We start from the raw sequence: 23,092 nt of genomic DNA, 5'->3' as shown, positions 1-23,092 counted from the left end.
TCTGGCGTTGATTTTTGGCACGCTGTTGAGTTCTCAAGGAACGGACGCTTCCTTTGTACTCACCCTCTCGGGCTTTCCTCCGGGCGCTTCCCTTCTGTGTTTCCAACCTTACCAGATCCGTTTTCCGTTCCGTTTCCGGTCGGAATTCATTTCCGGTGGCCGTTGGAGGGCCTTTGCCTATTTGATTGCCTTCCGGCTCTCTTTCGGCGAGTCCGACTTTATCAGAAGTTTTTGACCGGCCTTACCGGCCGCTCAGTCCTGAATAATCGGGAGGTGCTTCTCGGGAATCGCATTCACAAGAAGCTGGCAGATACTAACTGCCACCGTCTGGACTTGTCCAGCTCTAGGCAACTGTTCGAATCTACCTCCCCACCGGCTCCGTGTCAACGGCTCCTGTGGGGCGAAGAGGAGACTAGCAGGTCAACGGGGGTGAACGCACATCAGGCGGCCGTCGGAAGAGTCGCGCTGCGCTCGGACTCGTCGACGTCACCGGTGTCGCCGGCCCGTACCGCGCGACCGCCCAGGACATAGACGTACGCGAGGAAGGCCAGTTCAGCGGCGATTCCTATGCCGACACGGGCCCAGGTGGGGAGACCGGACGGCGTGACGAAGCCTTCGATGGCGCCCGAGACGAAGAGGATCAGAGCCAGGCCGATCGCCATGCCGAGAGCGGCGCGTCCCTCTTCGGCGAGTGCGGTGCGGCGCGAGCGGGGGCCTGGGTCTATCAAGGTCCATCCCAGTCGCAGACCGGTGCCCGCGGCCACGAAGACGGCGGTCAGTTCCAGGAGGCCGTGCGGAAGGATCAGGCCCAGGAAGGTGTCGAGGCGGCCCGCCGACGACATCAGGCCTATGCCCACGCCGAGGTTGAGCATGTTCTGGAAGAGGATCCAGAGCACCGGTAGCCCCAGGAAGATGCCCAGGACCAGGCACATCGCGGCGGCCTGGGCGTTGTTCGTCCAGACCTGGGCCGCGAAGGACGCGGCCGGGTGGCTCGAGTAGTAGGTCTCGTACTCGCCGCCGGGGCGTGTGAGCTGGCGCAGCTGGCTGGGGGCCGCGATCGTGGACTGGACCTCGGGGTGCGTGCCTATCCACCATCCCAGGACGACGCCGACCAGGGTCGACAGAAGCGCCGTGGGGACCCACCAATGGCGTGAGCGGTATACCGCCGCCGGGAAACCGTGCGTGAGGAAGCGGGTGACATCGCGCCACGAGGCGCGGCGGTTGCCTGTCACGGCCCCACGCGCGCGTGCCACCAGTTGGCTCAGACGCCCGGTGAGCTGTGGATCCGGCGCGCTGGACTGGATCAGGGAGAGGTGCGTGGCCGTACGTTGATACAAGGCGACGAGTTCGTCGGCCTCGGCTCCGGTGAGCCGGCGTTGGCGGCGCAGCAGGGCGTCGAGACGGTCCCACTCGGCGCGGTGGGCGGACACGAAGACGTCGAGGTCCATCGGTTCTGCTGCTCCTCGTCCTCTCGTACTGCGTGTCAGCTTGTCGTACTGCGGCGCGATGTGCCCTCAGCTTGGCAGACTGACCGTTCTCAGGGCAGGTCAGGGGAAGGACGGCGAGTGTGAGTGAGCTAGTGACGGGCGAGGCGGTGGCGCTGGAGCTGCGCCCCGCGAAACTGCCGAGCCGGGCGCTGGCGGTGCTGCTCGATCTGGCCGTGTCGATGACCGCCTATCTGATCGTCACCGTCGGCCTGCTGGCCGCGACGGCGGCCTTGGACGATGCGGCGCGGATCGCGGTGTCTATCGCGAGCTTCGTTCTGCTGCTGGTGGGCGGCCCGATCGCGGTGGAGACACTCAGTCACGGCCGATCGCTGGGGAAGCTGGCCTTCGGGTTGCGGGTGGTGCGGGACGACGGGGGGCCCATCCGGTTCCGGCACGCGTTGGTGCGTGGTGCGATCGGTGTGGTCGAGATTCTGATGACGTTCGGGATCATCGCGTGCATCGCCTCGCTCGTGTCGGCTCGGGGGCGGCGGCTCGGTGACGTGTTCGCGGGGACCCTCGTCGTGCGGGAACGGATTCCCGTCGGACATACGGCCTTCGTGCCTCCCCCGCCGCCCTGGCTGGCGGGGCGGTTCTCCGGACTTGATCTGTCGGCCGTGCCGGACGGCCTGTGGCTGGCCATTCGTCAGTACCTGACGCGGATGAGGCAGCTGGACCCTCAGGTCGGCGGGGCGATGGCGGAGCGGCTCGCGTCCGATCTGGCCGCCCGTACGGGGTCCCCGGCGCCGCAGGGGGTGCCGGCGGCCGCCTATCTGGCGGCGGTGGTGCAGGAACGGCAGGCGCGGGACGCTCGGCGGGCCTTCAGCGGCGGGAGCGCTCCGGCGGTACCCGGGGCCCCGGGCGGGTTCGTCGCCGGGATGCCCGGCGCGAGCGGCGGCCCTGTCATGGGGCAGCCAGGCGCTCACTTCTATCCGCAGGCCTATCCGCAGTCGGGTGCCTCCTCGCCCGCTTCGGCGCGGGACCCGTATCCCTCGGCGTCCGCGGCCTCGGAGGGCCCGGCAGCGTCGGCGCAGCAGGCGCCGCCCGTGGCACCGCGGGACGAGCCGGTCGAACGCCCGTCGACCGGGTTCGCGCCGCCCGCCTGAACCCGCTCCGAACCGTGTCCCGGCGTCGTCAGGCGAAGACCGACGGCGGGGATTCGAGGTGCTCGAGCTCCACGCCGGGTGCCGCCAGGACCACGTCTCCCGCGAGGTGCACGGCGTACTGATCCCCCGTGTCCAGGGCTGTGACCTGGTATTCGTCCACGGCCAGGGGGCCGTTGTCAGTGGCGTGTGTTTCTCTCGAGATCAAGGCCCAGGACTGGTCGACGGTGCGCGGGGCGAGGACCGGGTCGGTGAAGGCGACGAGGCGTACGCGGGTTGCGGGGGTATCGGGGGTGAGGCGCAGGAGACGGGCGGTGGCGACGAGGAAGGCGGGGGATGTGCCAGTGAAGGCGTGGGCGCGGACGTTGCCTTCGGTGGCCTCGGTGCCGGTGGGGTCGGTGCGGACCCAGGTCACCCCGTCGAGGGCGGCGCCACGGACCTGCCAGCTCGCGGCGTGCAGTTCGAGACGGATGGGGCGGCCGAGCTCGTCGAGGGCGAGGTCGACCGAGCCGGCATGGTCGCCGGAGGGGGTGGTCAGTTGCGAGACGTAGCGCCAGCCGGAGGGGCCGGGCGCGCAGTGGAAGTGTTCTTCGGCGAGGGGGGTGTGATCGTGCGGATCATGGAGCGAATAACGACCGCGGGGCATGGGCGTTCAGGTCCTCATCGGGGACAGGCCCCCGCCACGGGGGCAGGGGCCTGCTGACATCCGTACGCCGAGCGGTGGTACCGCTGCTCGGCGGGGGGCTCAGTAGCGGTAGTGGTCCGACTTGTACGGGCCATCGACCTCTACGCCGATGTACGCGGCCTGCTCCGGGCGGAGCGTGGTGAGCTTGACGCCGAGGGCGTCGAGGTGGAGGCGGGCGACCTTCTCGTCGAGGTGCTTGGGCAGCACATAGACGTCGGTCGGGTACTCGTCGGGCTTGGTGAACAGCTCGATCTGGGCCAGGGTCTGGTCCGCGAACGAGTTGGACATCACGAACGAGGGGTGGCCGGTGGCGTTGCCCAGGTTCAGCAGGCGGCCCTCGGACAGGACGATGATCACCTTGCCGTCGGGGAACTTCCAGGTGTGGACCTGCGGCTTGACCTCGTCCTTGACGATGCCCGGGATCTTCGCGAGGCCGGCCATGTCGATCTCGTTGTCGAAGTGGCCGATGTTGCCCACGATCGCCTGGTGCTTCATCTTGGCCATGTCCGAGGCCATGATGATGTCCTTGTTGCCGGTCGTGGTGACGAAGATGTCGCCCTTGTCGACGACCTCGTCGAGGGTCGTGACCTGGTAGCCGTCCATCGCCGCCTGCAGGGCGCAGATCGGGTCGATCTCGGTGATGATCACGCGGGCGCCCTGGCCGCGCAGGGACTCCGCGCAGCCCTTGCCCACGTCGCCGTAGCCGAGGACGACTGCGGTCTTGCCACCGATGAGGACGTCGGTGGCGCGGTTGATGCCGTCGATCAGGGAGTGGCGGCAGCCGTACTTGTTGTCGAACTTCGACTTGGTGACGGCGTCGTTCACGTTGATCGCCGGGAACAGGAGGGTGCCGTCGCGGTGCATCTCGTAGAGACGGTGGACACCGGTCGTGGTCTCCTCGGTCACGCCGCGGATCTCCGAGGCGAGCTGGGTCCACTTCTGCGAGCCGTCGGTGATGGTGCGGTGCAGGAGTTCGAGGATGAAGCGGTGCTCCTCGGACTCGGCGGTGTCGACGGACGGGACCTTGCCGTCCTTCTCGTACTCGACGCCCTTGTGGACGAGGAGGGTGGCGTCACCGCCGTCGTCCAGGATCATGTTCGGGCCGCCGGTGGGGGTGTTCGGCCAGGTCAGGGCCTGCTCCGTGCACCACCAGTACTCCTCCAGGGTCTCGCCCTTCCAGGCGAAGACCGGGACGCCCTGCGGGTTGTCGGGCGTGCCGTTCGGACCGACCGCGATGGCGGCGGCGGCGTGGTCCTGGGTGGAGAAGATGTTGCAGGAGGCCCAGCGGACCTCGGCGCCGAGGGCGACCAGGGTCTCGATGAGGACGGCGGTCTGCACCGTCATGTGCAGGGAGCCGGTGACGCGGGCGCCCGCGAGGGGCTGCGTGGCGGCGTACTCCTTGCGGATCGACATCAGGCCGGGCATCTCGTGCTCGGCGAGGGTGATCTCCTTGCGGCCGAACTCGGCCAGGGAGAGGTCGGCGACCTTGAAGTCCTGTCGGTTGTCGACAGTCGTCATTGCGAGCTGCTCCTCGTGGTCTGGATTGGGGCGAGGTGAATACGGCTGTCTGCGCGGCGCGGACATACGCATGCCCGAGCAGGGCACGGACGTGCCCCACAGCAGGACACAGGTGTGCCTGGTGCGCGCAGCGCAGTCCGTCGGAGGCCCTCTCTCCCTCGGCCGGTCCGCGGTGGGACCGCCCGACCGCCATCAGCAGCGACGTCTGGCTCAGCCACCAAGCTACACCGGTCGCCCCGGGCCGCCCCAGTCCGGCTCCGGCCAACGGGCGTTCCCGGACAAGGTGTGGGGCTCGTCTTCGGGCGGGTGGATGCCGGGCGGGTCAGTGTTCGGACGGTGTCTGGGCGGGGCCCCCGGGGGTCGCTTCGGGGTTCGGGCCCTTCGCGGCCTCCGCCTCGCTGTAGATGTCCGGTTCCAGGTAGATCACGCGGGCGATCGGGACGGCGGCGCGGATGCGGGCCTCGGCGGCGTTGATCGCGGTGGCGACCTCGGCGGCCGTGTCGTCGTGCTGGACGGCGATCTTCGCGGCGACCAGGAGCTCCTCCGGGCCGAGGTGGAGCGTGCGCATGTGGATGATGCCGGTGACCGTGTGGCCGTCGACGATCGAGGCCTCGATCTTCTTGACCTCTTCGACGCCTGCGGCCTCGCCCAGCAGGAGGGACTTGGTCTCGGCGGCGAGGACCAGCGCGATGAGGATGAGCAGGATGCCGATGCAGAGCGTGCCGATGCCGTCCCAGACGCCGTCGTCCGTGAGCAGGGCGAGGCCGACGCCGCCGAGGGCGAGGACCAGACCGATGAGCGCGCCGAAGTCCTCCAGGAGGACGACCGGCAGCTCGGGGGCCTTGGCGCGGCGGATGAACTGCGACCAGGAGTGCGTGCCCCGCAGTTCGTTGGACTCCTTGATGGCCGTACGGAAGGAGAAGCCCTCGGCGATGATCGCGAACACCAGGACGCCCACCGGCCAGTACCAGTGCTCGATCTGGTGCGGGTGCTTGATCTTCTCGTAGCCCTCGTAGACGGCGAACATGCCGCCGACCGAGAAGAGGACGATCGAGACGAGGAAGGCGTAGATGTAGCGCTCGCGGCCATAGCCGAAGGGGTGCTGGGGGGTCGCCTCGCGCTGGGCCTTCTTTCCGCCGATCAGGAGCAGGGCCTGGTTGCCGGAGTCGGCGAGCGAGTGGACGCCCTCGGCGAGCATCGAGGACGAACCGCTGAAGGCGAACGCCACGAACTTCGATGCCGCGATCGCGAGATTGGCGCCGAGTGCCGCCACGATCGCTTTGGTGCCGCCTGAAGCGCTCATGTGCTCCTGCTGTCCCTTCGTACGCCGTCCGGGCCCCGTTCGTACCCTCGTACGCCGGTCCGGGCTTTGCCCGCCCTTTGCGGTGGGCCATTGTTGCAGCCCGGTCCGACGGCGGTACGTCTGGCCGTCACAGTCGCCTCGTCAGGCCACCACTGTCGCACGGAAGATCGTGCCGGATCCGGACACCTCCGCCTTTTCTCCCGCCGGTACGAAGACCGACTCGCCGGGGGCGAGCGTGTTGGCGTCGGCGCGTACGGAACCCGCCGTGCAGAGCAGGATCTGCGGGGTGTCGCGCGTGAGGTCGTGCGGGGCGGCGCCCTCCGCGAGGGTGTACCGGGAGAGGCGGAACTCGTCGATGGGGGTCGCGTAGACCTCCTCGCCGTCGGGGGACGCCTCCGGGCGCAGGACGCCGGGGTCGCTCGCCTCGAAGCGGACGATGCGCAGGAGTTCGGGGACGTCGACGTGCTTGGGGGTCAGGCCGCAGCGCAGGACGTTGTCGCTGTTGGCCATGATTTCGACGCCGAGGCCGTTCAGATAGGCGTGCGGGACGCCGGCGCCGAGGAACAGGGCCTCGCCGGGCTGGAGTTGGACGTAGTTGAGGAGCATCGCGGCGATCACGCCGGGGTCGCCCGGGTAGTGGTGGGCGATGTCGGCGTAGGGGGCGTAGGCGCCGCCGAGACGGTCGCAGGCGGCCGCGGCCTCGGTGACCGTGTGGGCCATGTCGTCGGGGTCCGCGCTCAGCACCGCCGTCAGGACCTCGCGCAGCGCCGCGTCCTGCGGGTGGGCGTGCAGGAGGTCGACGTACGGCTTGAGGGAGTCGACGTCCAGGCGCGCGAGCACTTCGGCGGCCTCGTCGGGGCTGCGGAAGCCGCACAGGCCGTCGAACTCGGTGAGGGCGCAGATCAGTTCGGGCTTGTGGTTGGCGTCCTTGTAGTTGCGGTGCGAGGCGGTTATCGGGATGCCGCGGCGCTCCTCGTCCTCGTACCCCTCCTTCGCCTGTTCGAGGTTGGGGTGCACCTGGAGGGAGAGGGGCGCGCCCGCGGCGAGGATCTTGAGCAGGAACGGCAGGCGGGGGCCGAACTTGGCGACGGCCGCGCGGCCGAGTTCCTTCTCGGGGTCCTCGCCGATGACCTCGTCGAGGGGACCGCGCGCCGTGCGGGAGGGAGCGCCCGGGTGGGCGCCCATCCACATCTCCGCCTGCGGTTCACCGGTCGGCTCGACGCCGAGCAGCCGCGGGATGGCGGTGGTCGAGCCCCAGGCGTAGGGGCGGACGGTGTTGTCGAGGCGGTCCATGTGTGTCGTTCTCTCCGTACGTGCGCTGCGCTGGTCAAGAGTCCCGGGTCGGCCGGGGCCGATCGGGATGCCTGGCTACAAGATCAGGCCCCTGAAGCGAGCGCCAGGTAAACGGCGGCGAAATCCGTGACGGCGATCAGTTCCGCGAGGGTTTCGAGGTCGCCGCCCTCCTCGGGTTCGAGCTCGCTGATCGCGGTGTCGTGGCTGAGGGCCAGCTCGCGGGCGGCGGGCCCGGCGGTGAGGCCGCCGGCCGGGCGGTCGCGCAGGAGGACCACGCGTGCGTGGAGGACCTGCTGCTCCTCGACGCGGTCGCGGAAGAAGTCGTCGGGGTCGGCGGCCGCGGCCAGCGCGCCCGAGAGCAGGACGCTGTGGGCGGCGAGCGCTTCGGGGAGTTCCGCGGTGAGGGCGGGGCGGCCGGCCAGTTCCGCGAGCGCGGCGGTGAAGCGGCGGCCCGCGGGGCCCGCGGAGGTGCCCTCCGTCCAGATCACCGGAAGTGCTTCGGCGAGCTCGGCGGCGAGCGTCTTGGCCGGGTTGCTGTAGGGCGCGATGGCCGGGCCGCAGCGTTCGGCGACGCGGTCGAGGCGGTCGGCGACCTTCTCCAGCGCCTCGGGCGGGGCGGAGACCAGGCCGGTGCGGTCCAGCAGTGCGAGCAACGGGGTGAGCAGGGCCCACAGGACGCCCGGGGCGGAGGCCGCGAGGGGTTCGGTCGGCTCGTACGGGGCGGTCGCCATCGGTACGAACAGGCCGTGCGTGCCCTGCACCGCCTCCACGATCGGGGTGCCGGCGGGGGCCACCGCCACGACGGAGCAGCCGCGCCGGTATGCCTGCTCGACCAGGAGTTCGAGGCCTGGTTCGCTGCCGTCGGGGGTGGCGATCAGCAGGAGGTCCACCGGGCCCGCCCAGCCGGGCAGCTCCCAGCGGAGGGCGCCGGACGCGGGGGCGACGCCGGTGGGGGTGAGCCGGGTGATGGGGCAGCTGGCTCCGGCGAGTGTGCCGAGCAGTTCGGCGACGCCGGTGGCGGCCAGGCCGGGGCCGGCGATCAGGACGGCGCGTGGGCGGCCGTCCGGCTTCAGTTCCGCGATTCCGGCTTCCGTGGCGTGCCGGACCGCGGTACGCACGCGGGCGCCGGCCTCCGCGGCGCCCCGGAGCAGCTCGCGACGGTCGGCGCGGGCGAGCGCCTCTGGGTCGTCGAGCAGCGATTCGTCGAGCATGGGTCGGCAGCCTCCCGATCGCCGGTGTGTTGCCTCTGTCGCCTGATTCGCCTGTGGGGTGGGTGTCGCCGGTGGGGGGTGTTAACCGGGGCGGCGGGCCTCGTCGACGAGGAGTACGGGGATGCCGTCCCGGACCGGGTAGGCGAGACCGCAGTCCTGGCTCGTGCAGAGCAGCTCGCTCTCCTGCTCCTTGAGCGGGGCGTGGCAGGCCGGGCAGGCGAGGATCTCCAGGAGGCCGGCTTCGAGCGGCATGGGGTGTCCTTTCGAACAGGGTGGATGCGGCCTGGTCAGCGTACCGCTGTGGGGGGTGGGGTGCCGGGGTGTGTGGACGAGGTGATTTCGCCCCCGCCGCCCCTACCCTCCCCCAAGCTCTCGACTTCGCTCGAGCAGGGGGGACCCCCATCATCCCCAGGGGCTCCGCCCCCTCACCCCCGCATCGCCCGAAGGGCTCGTCCTCAAACGCCGGACAGGCTGAATGGTGCGGGCCGGGGTGGGTGGGGCATCGGTCTCCCGCCTCGGTCTCAAACGTCGGACGGGCTGGAGGTGTGGGCCGGGGCTTTGGGGGCGCGGGGAACTGCGTGAGCGGATCCCCGCCCACCCCGTGGGCGAACAACTGTCGGGGGGAGACGGCACTCGGGGTGTTCAGCCCCTGATGATTTCCAGGATCTCGTCGCGCACCTTCGCCATCGTCGGCTCGTCCTTCGCCTCGGCGTTCAGGCGGAGCAGGGGCTCCGTGTTGGAGGGGCGGACGTTGAACCACGAGTCGTCCGAGGTGACGGTCAGACCGTCGAGCTCGTCGATGGTGACACCCTCGCGGCCCTCGTACGCGGCCTTGATCGCGGCGAGACGGGCCGCCTGGTCGTCGACCGTGGAGTTGATCTCGCCGGAGCCGACATAGCGGTCGTACTCGGCGACGAGCTCGGAGAGCGGACCGTCCTGGCCGCCGAGGGCGGCGAGGACGTGCAGGGCGGCCAGCATGCCCGTGTCGGCGTTCCAGAAGTCGCGGAAGTAGTAGTGCGCGGAGTGCTCGCCGCCGAAGATCGCGCCGGTGCGGGCCATCTCGGCCTTGATGAAGGAGTGGCCGACGCGGGTGCGGACCGGGGTGCCGCCGTGCTCGCGGACGACCTCGGGCACCGACCAGGAGGTGATGAGGTTGTGGATGACCGTGCCGCCGCCGTGCTTGCCGAGTTCGCGGGCGGCGACCAGGGCGGTGATCGCGGACGGGGAGACCGGGTCGCCGTTCTCGTCGACGACGAAGCAGCGGTCCGCGTCTCCGTCGAAGGCGATGCCGATGTCGGCGCTCTCCTCGCGCACGCGCTGCTGGAGATCCACGATGTTCGCCGGGTCCAGCGGGTTCGCCTCGTGGTTCGGGAACGTGCCGTCCAGTTCGAAGTACATGGGGACGAGGTCGAGGGGAAGGCCCTCGAAGACCGTCGGCACCGTGTGCCCGCCCATGCCGTTGCCCGCGTCGACCACGACCTTCAGGGGGCGGATGTCGGTCAGGTCGACGAGCGAGCGGAGGTACGCCGAGTAGTCCTCCAACGTGTCACGCTGCGTGATCGTTCCCGGTGTCGCGTCGGAGGCCGGGAGGCCCGAGTCGAGCCAGGACTCGACGAGTTCGCGGATCTCGGCCAGGCCGGTGTCCTGGCCGACCGGGGCGGCGCCCGCGCGGCACATCTTGATGCCGTTGTACTGGGCGGGGTTGTGCGAGGCCGTGAACATGGCGCCCGGCAGGTTGAACGCACCGGACGCATAGTACAGCTGATCGGTGGAGCACAGGCCGATTTCGGTCACGTCGACACCGCGTGCCGCGGCTCCGCGTGCGAAGGCGCGCGACAGGCCGGGCGACGAGGGCCGCATGTCGTGCCCGATCACGAGGGCGTCCGCTCCGGTCACCTGGACGAAGGCCGCCCCGAAGAGCTCGGCCATCGACTCGTCCCACTGGTCCGGGACCACCCCGCGTACGTCGTACGCCTTCACGAGCTGCGACAGATCAGCAGTCACGGCCAACCCTCCAGAAGTCCACTTCGGTCGCCCCAAACTACCCGTACCGGCTGACAGCCCGCCGTGAAGGGGCCGATCGGACGCTCGCTCGTCATCTGGGAGCCCCAAGCGTCACCCGGAGGTAACGCACGGGGTCGAATCCGGCCGTCAGGGCAGCATCCAGCCGAGGACCGGTGAGCTCTGGCCCAGCACGATCAGACACATGATCAGCAGCAGCCCGGCACTCCACGGGAGCACTTTGCGCAGCAGGTCGCCCTCACGGCCCGCGAGCCCGACCGCCGCGCACGCGATGGTCAGGTTCTGCGGCGAGATCATCTTGCCGAGCACTCCGCCCGAACTGTTGGCGGCGGCGAGCAGTTCGGGAGACAGCCCCGACTCGTGGGCCGCGCTCACCTGGAGGGCACCGAAAAGGGCGTTCGCCGAGGTGTCGGAGCCGGACACCGCCACGCCGAACCAGCCCAGAACGGGTGACAAGAAGGCGAGCCCCGCTCCGGCCGCCGCCACGAAGTGGCCGATCGTGGCCGCCTGTCCGGAGAGGTTCATGACGTAGGCGAGGGCCAGCACGGACGTCACGGTCAGGATCGCGAACCTCAACTCGCGCACCGTCGCCGCCCATTCCTCGACCGCCACACGCGCGTGCACCCCGAGTACGACGGCCGTGCACAGTCCGGCGACCAGGACGAGGGTGCCGCCGGTCGACACGAGCGGGAGCGTGAGGACATTGCCCCCGACCGGCTTGCCCTCGGGGGTGACGACGTCCAGGAAGGGCCAGTCGTACGTACGGGTCGCGTGCGCCAGCCAGTCCTTGACCGCCGGGATCTGCGCGATCGAGAAGATGACGACGATCAGCGCGTACGGGGCGTACGCGCGCACGACCTCGGGGCGCGGGTCCTCCCGGTCCAGGTCCTCGCTGCGTACGCCGGTCAGGACCGCCGCTCGTACGGACTCGGCGGCGGGCCTGCGCGCCTGCGGTACGGCGACCAGGGCGGCGGCGCCCGCCAAGGATGCGCCGATGTCGGCGAGTTGCACGGAGACGTAGTTCGAGGCGGCGAACTGGGCGGCGGCGAAGGCGACTCCGCACACCAGGGCGGGCACCCAGGTCTCTCTCCCGCCCGTCGCCCGACCACCACCCCTCAACGACGCGCTTCGCACGGCCCCTTCTGATTGCGCCGGCCGTCGACCAGTCCGACGAGTACAAGGGGCACGACGAGGGCCAGCAGCGGGGTCTGGCGGCCGACCACGGAGGCGACGGAATCCAGTGGCAGGCCGGTGACTTGGGCGAGTGTGACGACCGGTGTGCCCATCGCGCCGAAGGCGACCGGTGCGGTGTTGGCGACGAGCGCCACCACGGCCGCGCGCACCGGGTCGAAGCCGAGCGCGACCAGCATCACCGAGCAGATCGCGACGGGCGCGCCGAAGCCCGCGAGGGCTTCCAGGAGCGCGCCGAAGCAGAACGCGACGACGAGTGCCTGGATGCGCGGGTCGTCGGACAGTCGCCCGAACGAGCGGCGCAGGACGTCGAAGTGCCGGGTGCGGACGGTCATCCGGTACACCCACAGGGCGTTGACGACGATCCACAGGATGGGGAAGAGGCCGAAAACGGCCCCCTGGGCAGCGCTGGAGAGTGTCTAGCCGACCGGCATGCCGTATGCGAGCCAGGCGACCAGTGACGCGGCCAGGAGGCCGATGAGTCCGGCCCGGTGCGCCGTCACGCGAACGCCGCCGAGCAGGACGAGGACGATGACGAGGGGCAGGGTCGCCACGAGGGCGGAGAGGCCCAGCGAGTCGGCCACGGGTTCCAGTTTCTGGACGTACACGGGCGCCTCCCCGGATTCCGCCACGCGGGGGATTCCGCGATGCGGAAAGCGTTTTCTCGCGGACGGGGAAATGGCCGTGTCCGCGACAAGTCCTCGTCAATGGGCGTGCACGACTCGATGGAGCCGAGGGAGCAAGCTCAGCGGGGTCGACCCTGGATACGGAGGGGGCGGACGCTCAGTTGTCCGGCGAGCGCAGCACCCGTAGGTGGCCGCGGCGCGCGACCTCCATGGGGTCCGCCGAGCGGGCGCCGCCACCGGCCTCGGCGGTGCGCTGCTGCGGCCTGGCCGCCTCGCGCACCGCGTTGGCGAGCGCTTCCAGATCGTCACCGCTGGGGCGGGAGGGAGCGGAGGCGTCGGCGAGCCGGACGACCTCCCAGCCGCGCGGCGCGGTGAGGCGCTCGGAGTGCTCGGCGCACAGGTCGTAGCAGTGGGGTTCGGCGTAGGTGGCGAGCGGGCCGAGGACCGCGGTCGAGTCGGCGTAGACGTACGTCAGCGTCGCGACGGCGGGACGGCCGCAAGCGGTTCGCGAACAGCGACGTACAGGGCTCACGACGTTGGACGGTACCGCACTCTTGAGCGGGCCGCGACGACTCTCCCCCAGGTCACCCCACCGTGTCGTGCTGTGAGTCCGCCCACACAAGCCTTCGGACCGCCCGTCCTGACCTGGGACGACATCCCGTGGCGAGATGCCGAACAGACCTGAATCCGGTCACCACTTGGTGCAAACCACGTCAATTGCCATGTGAGCGACGGTCCTGGAGGGATACGGAATCGAGCCCAAGCTTGGCTGGAATGGTCATCCTGCGACATCCGGAACGTGCGCCGGGCTTCCTGCCCCGGGCCGCGGGCCGCCGCGTGGGGGCCGGGCGCGCGGACCTCGTGGGGACTACTCTTCGTCAGTGATGGACACCCCCGTACCGCCCACCGCCGCCGCACCCGGGCCCCGCCGTCGTGATCGCCACGGAAGGGGCATGCGCGGCCCCGTCGCGCCGCCCCAGGTGCCGCTCGCCGCGAGCCGCGCCGAGGTCTTCGCGGACCTGGTCCAGGACTCCGTGGAGCGGCTGGAGCGGCGCTGGCCCCAACTCGCCGACATCGATTTCATGGTCCTCGAAGTGCCCCGCCTCGGCGGCTCCGGCGAGGGCTGGAGCGACGAGGCGGTGCCTCTGGGGGGCACGATCCCGGCGTTCGAGGACCATCCCGCGCGCGTGGTCGTCTACCGTCGCCCGGTCGAGATCCGCACCAAGGGCCGCGACGAGCGCGCGGCGCTGGTGCACGAGGTCGTCGTGGAGCAGGTCGCGGAGCTGCTGGGACTGACACCGGAGACGGTGGACCCGCGCTACGGCGAGGACTGAGGCCCGCCCGAGCACTACCGGGAGCGCGGTCGGAGCGCCACCGGGTCCCCCTTGAGGACCCGGTGGATCACCCGTACGGGATCACTTCTTCAGCAGCACCGACAGATCCTGGTCCGCCTCCGGCACCGCCACCGTCCCGCGGTCGTCCGGGAGGGTCTGGATCGTGAACCCCGGGACACCCTCCTGGGCGGAGGCGAGGGTCCGGGAGGCGTAGACGGGGCCTCCGGAGACGGGCTCGACCGTCAGGGCGTACGTCCCCTTGAGACCGGCCGGGACCGGTGCGTCGATGTCCTGGGTCGTACCGCCCTTGATCGTGTACGTCTTCGTCGCCGCCGTACCGCCCTCGCTGCCGGCGGACGCGGTGACCTTGACCTGGGCGCTCCGGCCGGGGGCGGAGAGGGCGAGCGTGGTGCCCTTGGAGCTGTTGTCGGCGACCGTCGCCCGCGCACCGACCGGGCTGGTGGCCGGGATGAACGCCATCTCCTGCTTGCTGCCCTTGCCGCGCACCACTTGCAGGGCCGCGACGACCGGAGCCGAGGTTCCGGTGGAGGTGAGCACCAGGGAGCCCGCCTCGCCGCGCGTGACGTCACCGAGGTCGGCCGCCGCGGTCATGCCGGCCTTGACGTGCAGCGTCTCGTTCCCGGCCGGTGTGATCAGGCCCGAGGGCGAGGCGAGGCGGATCTTCAGGTCGGCGTCCTGGTCGCCGGGCGCGAAGGCGACCAGCCGCACGGCCGTGGCGTCCTTGGGGATGCCCGGCATGACGAGGCTGCCCGCCGGGTCGGTGGAGGCGGCCAGCCAGTCCCCGCCGATCTTGTCGTCCAGGGCCTGGACGGCGGCGCCGACGCGGCCGCTGCGGACGGTCACGTGGACGGTGAGGTCGGTCTGCTGCCCGCTCGCGAGCGTGCTCAGCAGGAGCGGCTCGCTGGCGTGCGGCTGGACCGTGATGCCCTCGCCCACCGTGGACTTGAGGGTGCCGTCCTTGCCGTACAGCTCGACGTCGACGACGGCCGCCGAGTCGTCGGGGTTGGTCAAGTGCACATAGTCGGTACGGCCGGTGGCGGTGCTGACGCCCGGGAACCAGAACTCGGTGTCCGGGGCGGTGCAGTTGGTGCCGAGCAGACCGCGGCCGGTGCCCGCGGCGACCGCGGTGGTCTCCTGGACGGTCCAGCCGGGCGCGAACTTGCCCTCGGCGGTGCCGACGAGGGCGGGCGGCTCGGCTCCGGAGCCGTCACCGGTGGCCGGCTTGCCGGGCTCCGCCGGCTTCAGGGCGGCCTTCACGGTCTTCTTGCCGGTCTTCTTGCCGCTCGCGGAGTCCGCCGACTCCTCGGCCGCGGCCTGCAGTTCGGCCTTGCCGCTGTCGGCGGCGCCCTGGGTGACGGGCGTGAACGACGTGTACGCCGTCTCCGCGATCTCGGAGGTGCTGGGCTGCGGGCAGAGCAGGCTGGTGCGCTCCACGGGCTGCTGGGTGGCCGCCTTGACGGTGTTGTCGCCGGAGGCGGCCGGCGCGTTGAGCGAGGCGAATCCGGTGACGGCGGCGAGCGCGGTCGCGCCGGCGATCAGGGACAGGGTGGTGCGGTTCACTGCTGGCTCCCGTCGGGGCGCTCACTGTCGGTGCCGTGCGGCGGCTGCGGGGGCGTGTTCGGGTCGTAGGCGGCGTCGTAGCCCTGGCCGGTCCCGTCGTAGCCCTGGTACGTCTGCATCGGGTCGTACGGTGCCGTGCCCCCGTAGGCGTACGGGTCGTACTGGCCCGCCTGGTAGGGGTCCGCCTGGTACGGCTGCTGCTCGTAGGTGCCCGCCGGGTACTGCTGCCGGCCCTGGTACTGCTCGCCGCCGTAGGTGCCGTACTCGGCGCCCGCGTAGGTCGATGAGTCCCACTCGTCGTACGCCTGCTGCTGCGGGACCGACGCGGGCGTCTGCTCGGCCTCCTCCTCCGGAGGAGGAGGGGCGCCCTCTTCCTGGACGGCCTGGTCGGACTGCTCCGCCTCGGCCTCGGCCTGGGCGCGCAGACGGCGGGCGCGGCGGCCCTCGCCCGTGGCGTCCTGGGCCGGGACGACCGGCTCCTCGGGAAGGTCGTCGTCGACGTCACGGCGCCGCCCGGGCAGGGCGAGGACCACGAGGACGACGGCGAGCGCGCCCTGGGCCCACAGCCAGCCGGTGTGGCTCATCGGGGCGTCGAAGGTGACGTCCAGCCTGCCGCCGCTCGCGGGCAGCTCGAAGCCCTGCGCCCAGCCGTCGACGGTGGTGCGGGTGAGCGGCCTTCCGTCCAGGGTCGCCGTCCAGCCCGCGTCGGCCGTGTCGGCGAGGCGCAGCACGCGGCCCTCTCCCCCGGAGGGGATGGTGGTGTGCAGTTCGACGGGTCCGGCGGCGATGGACAGGGCCTCGCCGGACTTGGGGACGATCGAGGCGCGCGAGACCTGGCTGTCCAGGCGCCACAGGGCGCTGCCGTCCTGCTGGCTGAGCCGGGTCAGGCCCGGGGTGGCGTCCAGGACGCGGCTCATCTCGCGGGGCGCGCCCTTGCGGACCAGGACGTAGCGCACGGCGAAGCCGCCGAGCTGGTTGGCCTGGTCGGCGCCGGAGCCCGCGACGAGGTTGGCGACGACCTTGTCGAGCTGCTTGTTCTCGCCGCCCTCGGCCGCGAGTTCACCGTCGCCCATGCGGGCGCCGGAGCCGCGGACGAGGGTGTAGCCGACGCGGGCGCCGGAGTCGCTGTCGAGGACGAGGGTGCGGGCCTGGTCGCGGGTGCCGCTCTCCTCGGCGACGAACGCGGGCACCTGCACCGGGTCGCGGCGCTCCACGGGACCGTCGGCGCCGCCGAGGACCCATCCGGCGGCCACCAGCAGCGGGCCGGCGGCCGAGGCGAACGCGATGAGCGCGGCGACCGGCTGGCGCCAGCCGAAGCTCTGCTCGGCCACCCGCGCGCGTGCCCCGTCGGCGCCGAGCGCGGCGGCGGCGAGCAGTGCGAGGCCGTAGACGAGGGTGGCGGGTCCCGCCCAGGCCGACTTGTTGGACAGCACGGCGAAGACGAGCGCCACCAGGGCGACGGCCCAGGCGACCCACACCGCTCGCTGCCGCTCGCTGCGCATCAGGGCGGCCAGGGCCGCCAGCACGATGCCGATGAGCATCAGCCCGCTGACCGTGCCGGGACCGCCGGGACTGGCGCCGAGCAGGTCGAGCGCGGAGGCCGCGCTCGCGCCGTAGGGCATCCCGGCTTCCTTGAAGAAACCGAACGGGAGCAGCGTCAGCGACCAGGGAGCGAGGACCAGCAGCGGGGTGCCGAGCTGGACCAGGAAACGCGGCCCGTAGGCGGTGATCTCCTTTCGGCGCACTACGAGGAGGGCGATTCCGAGGACCAGCGCGATGGGCCACACGATCGGCGTGAACGCCGTGGTGAACGACAGCAGGAGGGCGTACGCCCAGGTGGCGCGCCAGCTGCCGCGCGCTCCGGAGGAGTGCGCCAGCCCGCTGGCGGCGATGCCCGCGCGCGCGATGAGCGGCAGCAGGATCGCCAGGAAGGCGGTGCCGATGCGGCCGCCGGCGAGGGCGCCGGCTGCGGCGGGCAGGAAGGCGTACGCCACGGACGCCCAGGCGCGCAGCAGGCGCGACTCGACGAGGGGACGCGAGGCGAAGTACGCGGCGAAGCCGGCCAGCGGGACGGAGGCCACCAGGAGCACGGTGACCGCGAGCCCGGTGGAGCCGAGGAGCAGGGAGGACAGCAGGGCGACGAGCGCGAGGTACGGCGGCGCCGTCTCCGTGCCGCCGGCGCCCACCGGGTGCCAGCCGTCGGCGTAGCGCGACCACAGCTCGGAGGCGTCGGCGGGCGCGGGCAGCAGCGCGCCGCCCGCGAGCGACCCGCTGCCGAGCAGGCCGCGGCAGGCCAGGAGGGAGACGAACAGCAGCACCAGGAAGAGCATCGGGCCGGGGTTGCGGGCGATGCGCTTGAGCCGGGCGAACTGCTCGATCTGGAGGAAGTCGGCGTCGTCGCCGCCGGGTCCGGACTCGACCGCACCGCCGTGCCGTCCGGCGCCGGTGGTGGCGTCGGGGTCGTCGCTGCCCATGAAGTTGCCCGCGACCTGCTCGACCGTGGCCCGCACGGTGGCGCCGGGCGGCGGGAACAGGGCGCGCAGCTCGCCCTTGTCGACCTGGGGGCGACCGCGTCTGCGGCGGCCCGCGAGGATCCGCTCGGGGCGCAGCAGGGTGCCCAGCAGGCCGCGGATCTCGTCGACGGCCTGTCCGGGGACCTTGCCCACGAGGTAGGCGACGGTGCGCAGCAGGGTGCCGAGGACGAGCCGGATCAGGATCCAGGGCAGCTGTGCCGTACGCGCGTTGACGAGGAGGGTGTAGACGGCGCCCGCCTTGTCGACCTTGTGCGGGGAGGCGGCGGTGCGGCCCACGCAGTCGACGGTGCGGCGCTCGCGGGAGGCGGCCTCGGCGTGCCGGACGACCGCTTCGGGGGCGACGAGGACGCGGTGCCCGGCGGCCTGGGCGCGCCAGCACAGGTCGACGTCGTCACGCATCAGGGGCAGCCGGCGGTCGAAGCCGCCGAGTTCCTCGAAGACGTCGCGCCGGATCAGCATGCCGGCGGTGGACACGGCGAGCACGGGGTGGACGTGGTCGTGCTGGCCCTGGTCCTGCTCGCGGCGGTCCAGGCCCGTCCAGCGGCGGCCGGAGTTGGCGATGGTGACGCCGACCTCCAGGAGCGCTCGCCGGTCGTACCAGCCGCGCAGCTTGGGGCCGACCACGGCGACTTCCCTGCCGACCTCCTGCTCGCTCTCCACGACCCGGAGCATCTGGGCCAGGGCGTCGGGCTCGGGCGCGCTGTCGTCGTGCAGCAGCCAGAGCCACTGCTCGGGCTCGCCGTGCGGGAGCTCCGGCATGTCGTAGGCGTCGTCGCGCCAGGTCCGGGTGACCGGGTCCCAGCCGCTGGGGCGCTTCAGATAGGGCAGGTCGTCCGGGGTGAGCATGCCGGCGCCGCGGATGGCCTCCTCGACGGCCTGGCCGAAGCCGGTGCGCCGGGCGAGGTGCAGCACCCGGTCGGCGCCGAGTGCGTCGGTCAGCAGCAGGGCGGAGTCGTCCGCGCTGCCGGTGTCGGCCGCCACCGCGTTCTGCACCGGGCGCTCCTGGCCGAGCAGCCCGGCGAGCGCTTCGGGCAGCCAGCGGGCGCCGTCGTGGGAGACGAGGACCGCGGTCACCACGTGGCGCGGAAACTCAGGTGTGGCGGCGTCGTGTTGGACTGCCGAATGGCTGTGCACGGACATCGAGGTACGGGCCCCGGTTCGATGGACTGCGGTGGACGCCTGTGTCCGGCGGGGACAGCGGGACGTCTCGGACGAGGGCCCACACTAACGGCTGGGCAACACAGCGGCCCGCCGCCTGTGGATAACCCACCTGCGACGGGCCGTTCTTACCTGCCGGTATCGGTACGAGGGGTGCGCGCCGTACGGTCAGACGGCGGCCTTCTTCAGCCTTCGGCGCTCGCGCTCGGACAGACCACCCCAGATGCCGAACCGCTCGTCGTTGGCGAGCGCGTATTCCAGGCACTCGGAGCGGACCTCACAGGCGAGACAGACCTTCTTGGCCTCGCGGGTGGAGCCGCCCTTCTCGGGGAAGAAGGACTCGGGGTCGGTCTGGGCGCACAGCGCGCGCTCCTGCCAGCCGAGTTCCTCGTCCGCGTCGTCGACCAGCAGTTGCTGCACCAGCTCGGTCATGTGCGCCCCTCGTCTGTCTTTCGCGTCCCCGTGATGCTGCCGTTACCGATTTCGGCTGAACGACACGAGTGAAATTACAAGTGTGCCGATCCGGGCCAGTCAAGCCGAGATCTGCTATTGGGTCCCTTATTCACTCTGCGGAACCAAGGCTATGCGGAAAGTGTTCAAATCGGCATAAACCCCGACAGCCTCAAAGGGCCCGCCCGAACTTCCGACCCGCTACTGGGAAGGACGCCCAGAAGTTCGATCTCGTTCCGACGCGGACTCCGAAGCGAACCGGATCACATTTGGATCACGGGATCGCATCGAGGTTTGCGCGCCCGGTTGTGCGCCATGTGTCCGGGGTGGCTCCAGAGCAAACCTTTCGCCACACAGATGAACCGGATGAGGTGAAACATCTCCCACATGGCGGACATGAAGTTGACAGCCGAGGTGTGAACCGATGTCCTTATGGGCATGCTCGCGAACTTGGCACTCACCTCGACCCGCACCGCCGGGTCCCACGGTGCTGCCCGCGCTCGCTGTAGCTGTTGTTGCTGTCCCAGCTGTTGAGCCGTACCGCGCTCCGGCTGCCTCGCCGCCACTGAGGCGAATCCCCGCCCCGCTTACGGGGCGATCGCCCCTACCAGGGCACCCTCCCCGTCCGTGATCCGGACGGAAACGGCCCCGCGACACCCCAGCTCTCCGCCGAGGAACCACCGCACCCATGAACAGCGACAGCGACCTCCAGATCGCCGGCGACATCCTCGAAGTACCGCACCTGCTCCAGCCGCCGCGCGAGCACCCCGCCACCGTGTCCGAGTTCGTCGGCCTGGCCCGCTCCATCGCCGCCGACCGCTCCCAGTGGGAGCACCTCGTCCAGTACGACGCGACCTCCCGCTGGTACCACCGGCTGCGCACCGGACCCGGCTACGAGGTGTGGCTGCTGTCCTGGGTGCCCGGACAGGGCAGCGGACTCCACGACCACGGGCGCTCCTCCGGCGTACTCACCGTCCTGGAGGGCGCATTGACCGAGCGCACGGAGCGCGACACCCGCGCGTTGGGGGCAGGATCCCAGCGGGTGTTCGCGCCGGGGTACATCCACGAGGTCGTGAACGACTCCCTGGAACCGGCCGTGAGCCTGCACGTTTACTACCCGGGTCTTACCGAGATGCCGATGCATTCGGCCCAGTGCGCCCCGGCCGTCGCCACGGCCTGAGGGCGCCCGCGGTCTCGTAACCGCCTCACGCGTTGTCGTACCCGCCTGCCAGACTGAACCCCATGCGCATTGTGGTTCTGGCAGGCGGTATCGGTGGTGCCCGGTTCCTGCGTGGTCTCCAGCGGGCCGTGCCGGACGCGGACATCACGGTCATCGGCAACACCGGCGACGACATCCATCTCTTCGGCCTGAAGGTCTGCCCGGACCTCGACACGGTGATGTACACGCTCGGCGGCGGCATCAACGAGGAACAGGGCTGGGGCCGGACCGACGAGACCTTCCACCTCAAGGAGGAGCTCGCGGCCTACGGGGTCGGGCCCGAGTGGTTCGGGCTCGGCGACCGCGACTTCGCGACGCACATCGTGCGGACGCAGATGCTGAGCGCGGGCTATCCGCTCAGCGCGGTCACGGAAGCCCTGTGCGACCGCTGGAAACCGGGAGTGCGGCTCATCCCCATGTCCGACGACCGCGTGGAGACCCATGTCGCCGTCGAGGTCGACGGCCAGCGCAAGGTGATCCACTTCCAGGAGTACTGGGTGCGGCTGCGGGCCTCCGTGCCGGCCGAGGCCGTGGTGCCGGTCGGCGCCGAGCAGGCCAAGCCCGCACCGGGTGTCCTGGAAGCCATCGCGGAGGCGGACGTCATCCTCTTCCCGCCGTCCAACCCGGTCGTGTCCATCGGCACGATCCTCGCCGTGCCCGGCATCCGGGAGGCCATCGCCGACGCGGGCGTGCCCGTGGTGGGCCTCTCCCCCATCGTCGGCGACGCGCCCGTGCGGGGCATGGCCGACAAGGTGCTGGCGGCGGTCGGCGTCGAGTCCACGGCCACCGCGGTCGCCGAGCACTACGGCTCGGGGCTCCTCGACGGCTGGCTCGTCGACACGGTGGACGCGTCCGCCGTGGAGCGGGTCGAGGCGGCCGGGATCCGGTGCCGGGCCGTGCCGCTGATGATGTCCGACCTGGACACCGCGGCGCAGATGGCGCGTGAGGCGCTGACGCTGGCGGAGGAGGTGCGGACGTCTTGAGCGGAGAGCTCTCCCACGGTTACCGGGTCTGGGCGCTGCCCGGGCTCCCCGAGGTCCGACAGGGTGACGACCTCGGCAAGTTGATCGCCGTCGCCGAGCCCGGGCTGGTCGACGGGGACGTTCTCCTCGTCACCTCGAAGATCGTGTCCAAGGCCGAGGGGCGCCTGGTCGAGGCCGCCGACCGGGAGGCCGCCATCGACGCCGAGACCGTACGGGTCGTGGCGCGCCGCGGGACCCTGCGGATCGTCGAGAACCGGCAGGGGCTCGTGATGGCCGCCGCCGGGGTCGACGCCTCCAACACCCCTGCCGGGACCGTCCTGTTGCTGCCCGAGGACCCCGACGCGTCCGCGCGGGCCATCCGGGACGGGCTGCGCGACACCCTCGGGGTCGACGTCGGCGTCGTGATCACCGACACCTTCGGGCGGCCCTGGCGCACCGGGCTCACCGATGTCGCCATCGGTGCCGCGGGCGTACGGGTGCTGGACGATCTGCGCGGCGGCACCGACGCGCACGGCAATCCGCTGAGCGCCACCGTCGTCGCCACCGCCGACGAGCTCGCCGCCGCCGGTGACCTGGTCAAGGGCAAGGCCTCCGGGCTGCCCGTCGCCGTCGTGCGCGGGCTGCCCCATGTGGTGACCGAGGACGACGGGGAGGGGACGCGGGCGATGGTGCGGGGCGCGCGCGACGACATGTTCCGGCTCGGCACCTCGGAGGCCGTACGAGAGGCCGTGACCCAGCGGCGTACCGTACGGGCCTTCACCGACGAGCCGGTGGATCCGGCCGCGGTGCGGCGGGCCGTGGCCGCGGCGGTCACCGCTCCCGCGCCGCATCACACCACTCCCTGGCGCTTCGTGCTCCTGGAGTCCGAGGAGTCGCGTACGCGGCTCCTCGACGCCATGCGGGACGCGTGGATCGCGGATCTGCGGCGGGACGGGAAGAGCGAGGAGTCGATCGCCAAGCGGGTGCGGCGCGGTGATGTGCTGCGCAACGCTCCGTACCTCGTGGTGCCGTGTCTCGTCATGGACGGGTCGCACACGTACGGCGATCCGCGGCGGGACGGGGCCGAGCGGGAGATGTTCGTGGTCGCCGTCGGCGCGGGGGTGCAGAACTTCCTCGTCGCGCTGGCCGGGGAGCGGCTCGGGTCCGCGTGGGTGTCGTCGACGATGTTCTGCCGGGATGTCGTACGGGACGTGCTGGAGCTGCCGGAGGGGTGGGATCCGATGGGGGCCGTGGCGGTCGGACATGCGGCGCAGGAGCCGCGGGCTCGGCCCGAGCGGGATGCCGGGGCGTTTGTCGAGGTGCGGTGAGAGTGGTTGCCGAGGTGTGGTGACGGCCCTTGTCGAGGAGCGCGGAGAGTCTTCGGCCAGGTGCGGTGAGAGTGGTGTGCGTCGCGAGTG

Annotated in this window: 18 protein-coding genes and 1 pseudogene; 6 read left to right on the top strand and 13 right to left on the bottom strand. The window is 71.3% G+C overall.

Annotation, left to right across the window (positions count from 1 at the left end; genetic code table 11):
- The coding region (locus ACFVWD_RS31565; RefSeq protein ID WP_351762884.1) for a hypothetical protein at nt 1-235 on the top strand (235 nt) is incomplete at its 5' end.
- 205 nt (nt 236-440) lie between these two features.
- On the opposite strand, the gene ACFVWD_RS31560 is transcribed toward ACFVWD_RS31565, so the two are convergent.
- On the bottom strand, nt 441-1,448 hold the full coding sequence (locus ACFVWD_RS31560) for a stage II sporulation protein M (RefSeq protein ID WP_389600986.1): 1,008 nt from the start codon (nt 1,446-1,448) through the stop codon (nt 441-443).
- 119 nt (nt 1,449-1,567) lie between these two features.
- Between ACFVWD_RS31560 and ACFVWD_RS31555 the strand changes: the two genes are divergently transcribed.
- A complete protein-coding gene (locus ACFVWD_RS31555) occupies nt 1,568-2,590 on the top strand; it encodes an RDD family protein (protein WP_389600985.1) in 1,023 nt (340 codons plus the stop codon).
- Between the two features lie 28 nt (nt 2,591-2,618).
- On the opposite strand, the gene ACFVWD_RS31550 is transcribed toward ACFVWD_RS31555, so the two are convergent.
- From ACFVWD_RS31550 to ACFVWD_RS31510, 9 genes and pseudogenes are all read right to left on the bottom strand, one after another.
- A complete protein-coding gene (locus ACFVWD_RS31550; RefSeq protein WP_389600983.1) occupies nt 2,619-3,233 on the bottom strand; it encodes a hypothetical protein in 615 nt (204 codons plus the stop codon).
- Between the two features lie 99 nt (nt 3,234-3,332).
- Entirely contained in the window at nt 3,333-4,790 is a 1,458-nt protein-coding gene (ahcY, locus tag ACFVWD_RS31545; RefSeq protein WP_389600982.1) for an adenosylhomocysteinase, read from the bottom strand.
- Nucleotides 4,791-5,112: 322 nt separating this feature from the next.
- Nucleotides 5,113-6,093: a cation diffusion facilitator family transporter gene (locus ACFVWD_RS31540; RefSeq protein WP_389600980.1), complete on the bottom strand. Its 981-nt coding sequence runs from the start codon at nt 6,091-6,093 to the stop codon at nt 5,113-5,115.
- Between the two features lie 141 nt (nt 6,094-6,234).
- A complete protein-coding gene (gene manA / locus ACFVWD_RS31535; RefSeq protein ID WP_389600979.1) occupies nt 6,235-7,386 on the bottom strand; it encodes a mannose-6-phosphate isomerase, class I in 1,152 nt (383 codons plus the stop codon).
- A gap of 83 nt (nt 7,387-7,469) precedes the next feature.
- Nucleotides 7,470-8,597: an SIS domain-containing protein gene (locus ACFVWD_RS31530; protein ID WP_389600977.1), complete on the bottom strand. Its 1,128-nt coding sequence runs from the start codon at nt 8,595-8,597 to the stop codon at nt 7,470-7,472.
- A gap of 81 nt (nt 8,598-8,678) precedes the next feature.
- Nucleotides 8,679-8,849: a Trm112 family protein gene (locus ACFVWD_RS31525; RefSeq protein WP_384925435.1), complete on the bottom strand. Its 171-nt coding sequence runs from the start codon at nt 8,847-8,849 to the stop codon at nt 8,679-8,681.
- A 390-nt stretch (nt 8,850-9,239) separates the two neighbouring features.
- Complete coding sequence (locus ACFVWD_RS31520; RefSeq protein ID WP_389600975.1) at nt 9,240-10,601, bottom strand: phosphomannomutase/phosphoglucomutase; 1,362 nt, start codon at nt 10,599-10,601, stop codon at nt 9,240-9,242.
- Nucleotides 10,602-10,748: 147 nt separating this feature from the next.
- Nucleotides 10,749-12,418: pseudogene (locus tag ACFVWD_RS31515) on the bottom strand (L-lactate permease).
- A gap of 175 nt (nt 12,419-12,593) precedes the next feature.
- Entirely contained in the window at nt 12,594-12,968 is a 375-nt protein-coding gene (locus ACFVWD_RS31510) for a DUF3499 domain-containing protein (protein ID WP_211118721.1), read from the bottom strand.
- Between the two features lie 352 nt (nt 12,969-13,320).
- Between ACFVWD_RS31510 and ACFVWD_RS31505 the strand changes: the two genes are divergently transcribed.
- Nucleotides 13,321-13,770, top strand: a complete 450-nt coding sequence (locus tag ACFVWD_RS31505; RefSeq protein ID WP_168501073.1) for a metallopeptidase family protein — start codon at nt 13,321-13,323, stop codon at nt 13,768-13,770.
- 81 nt (nt 13,771-13,851) lie between these two features.
- On the opposite strand, the gene ACFVWD_RS31500 is transcribed toward ACFVWD_RS31505, so the two are convergent.
- The 3 genes from ACFVWD_RS31500 to ACFVWD_RS31490 all read right to left on the bottom strand — a co-directional run bounded on the left by ACFVWD_RS31500 (nt 13,852) and on the right by ACFVWD_RS31490 (nt 19,475).
- On the bottom strand, nt 13,852-15,351 hold the full coding sequence (locus ACFVWD_RS31500) for a DUF5719 family protein (protein ID WP_389600973.1): 1,500 nt from the start codon (nt 15,349-15,351) through the stop codon (nt 13,852-13,854).
- Nucleotides 15,348-19,025, bottom strand: a complete 3,678-nt coding sequence (locus ACFVWD_RS31495) for a glycosyltransferase (protein ID WP_389600972.1) — start codon at nt 19,023-19,025, stop codon at nt 15,348-15,350. Before ACFVWD_RS31495 ends, ACFVWD_RS31500 begins: the two co-directional genes overlap by 4 nt.
- Before the next feature lie 186 nt (nt 19,026-19,211).
- Complete coding sequence (locus tag ACFVWD_RS31490) at nt 19,212-19,475, bottom strand: WhiB family transcriptional regulator (protein ID WP_003975777.1); 264 nt, start codon at nt 19,473-19,475, stop codon at nt 19,212-19,214.
- Nucleotides 19,476-20,181: 706 nt separating this feature from the next.
- Here ACFVWD_RS31490 and ACFVWD_RS31485 point away from each other — a divergent pair.
- The 3 genes from ACFVWD_RS31485 (at nt 20,182) to ACFVWD_RS31475 (ending at nt 23,002) form a co-directional block, all read left to right on the top strand.
- Nucleotides 20,182-20,673, top strand: a complete 492-nt coding sequence (locus ACFVWD_RS31485; protein WP_389600971.1) for a cysteine dioxygenase — start codon at nt 20,182-20,184, stop codon at nt 20,671-20,673.
- Nucleotides 20,674-20,735: 62 nt separating this feature from the next.
- Nucleotides 20,736-21,695, top strand: a complete 960-nt coding sequence (gene cofD, locus ACFVWD_RS31480) for a 2-phospho-L-lactate transferase (RefSeq protein ID WP_389600969.1) — start codon at nt 20,736-20,738, stop codon at nt 21,693-21,695.
- Nucleotides 21,692-23,002 (top strand): coenzyme F420-0:L-glutamate ligase, encoded by a 1,311-nt coding sequence (locus tag ACFVWD_RS31475; RefSeq protein ID WP_389600967.1) that lies wholly within the window; start codon nt 21,692-21,694, stop codon nt 23,000-23,002. The genes cofD and ACFVWD_RS31475 overlap by 4 nt, the downstream gene beginning before the upstream one ends.
- Nucleotides 23,003-23,092: the final 90 nt, after the last annotated feature.

The organism is Streptomyces sp. NPDC058086, assembly GCF_042885015.1.
Lineage (GTDB): Bacteria > Actinomycetota > Actinomycetes > Streptomycetales > Streptomycetaceae > Streptomyces.
The sequence above is the reverse complement of the archived record's forward strand: the minus strand, read 5'-3'. Positions and strand labels throughout refer to the sequence as shown.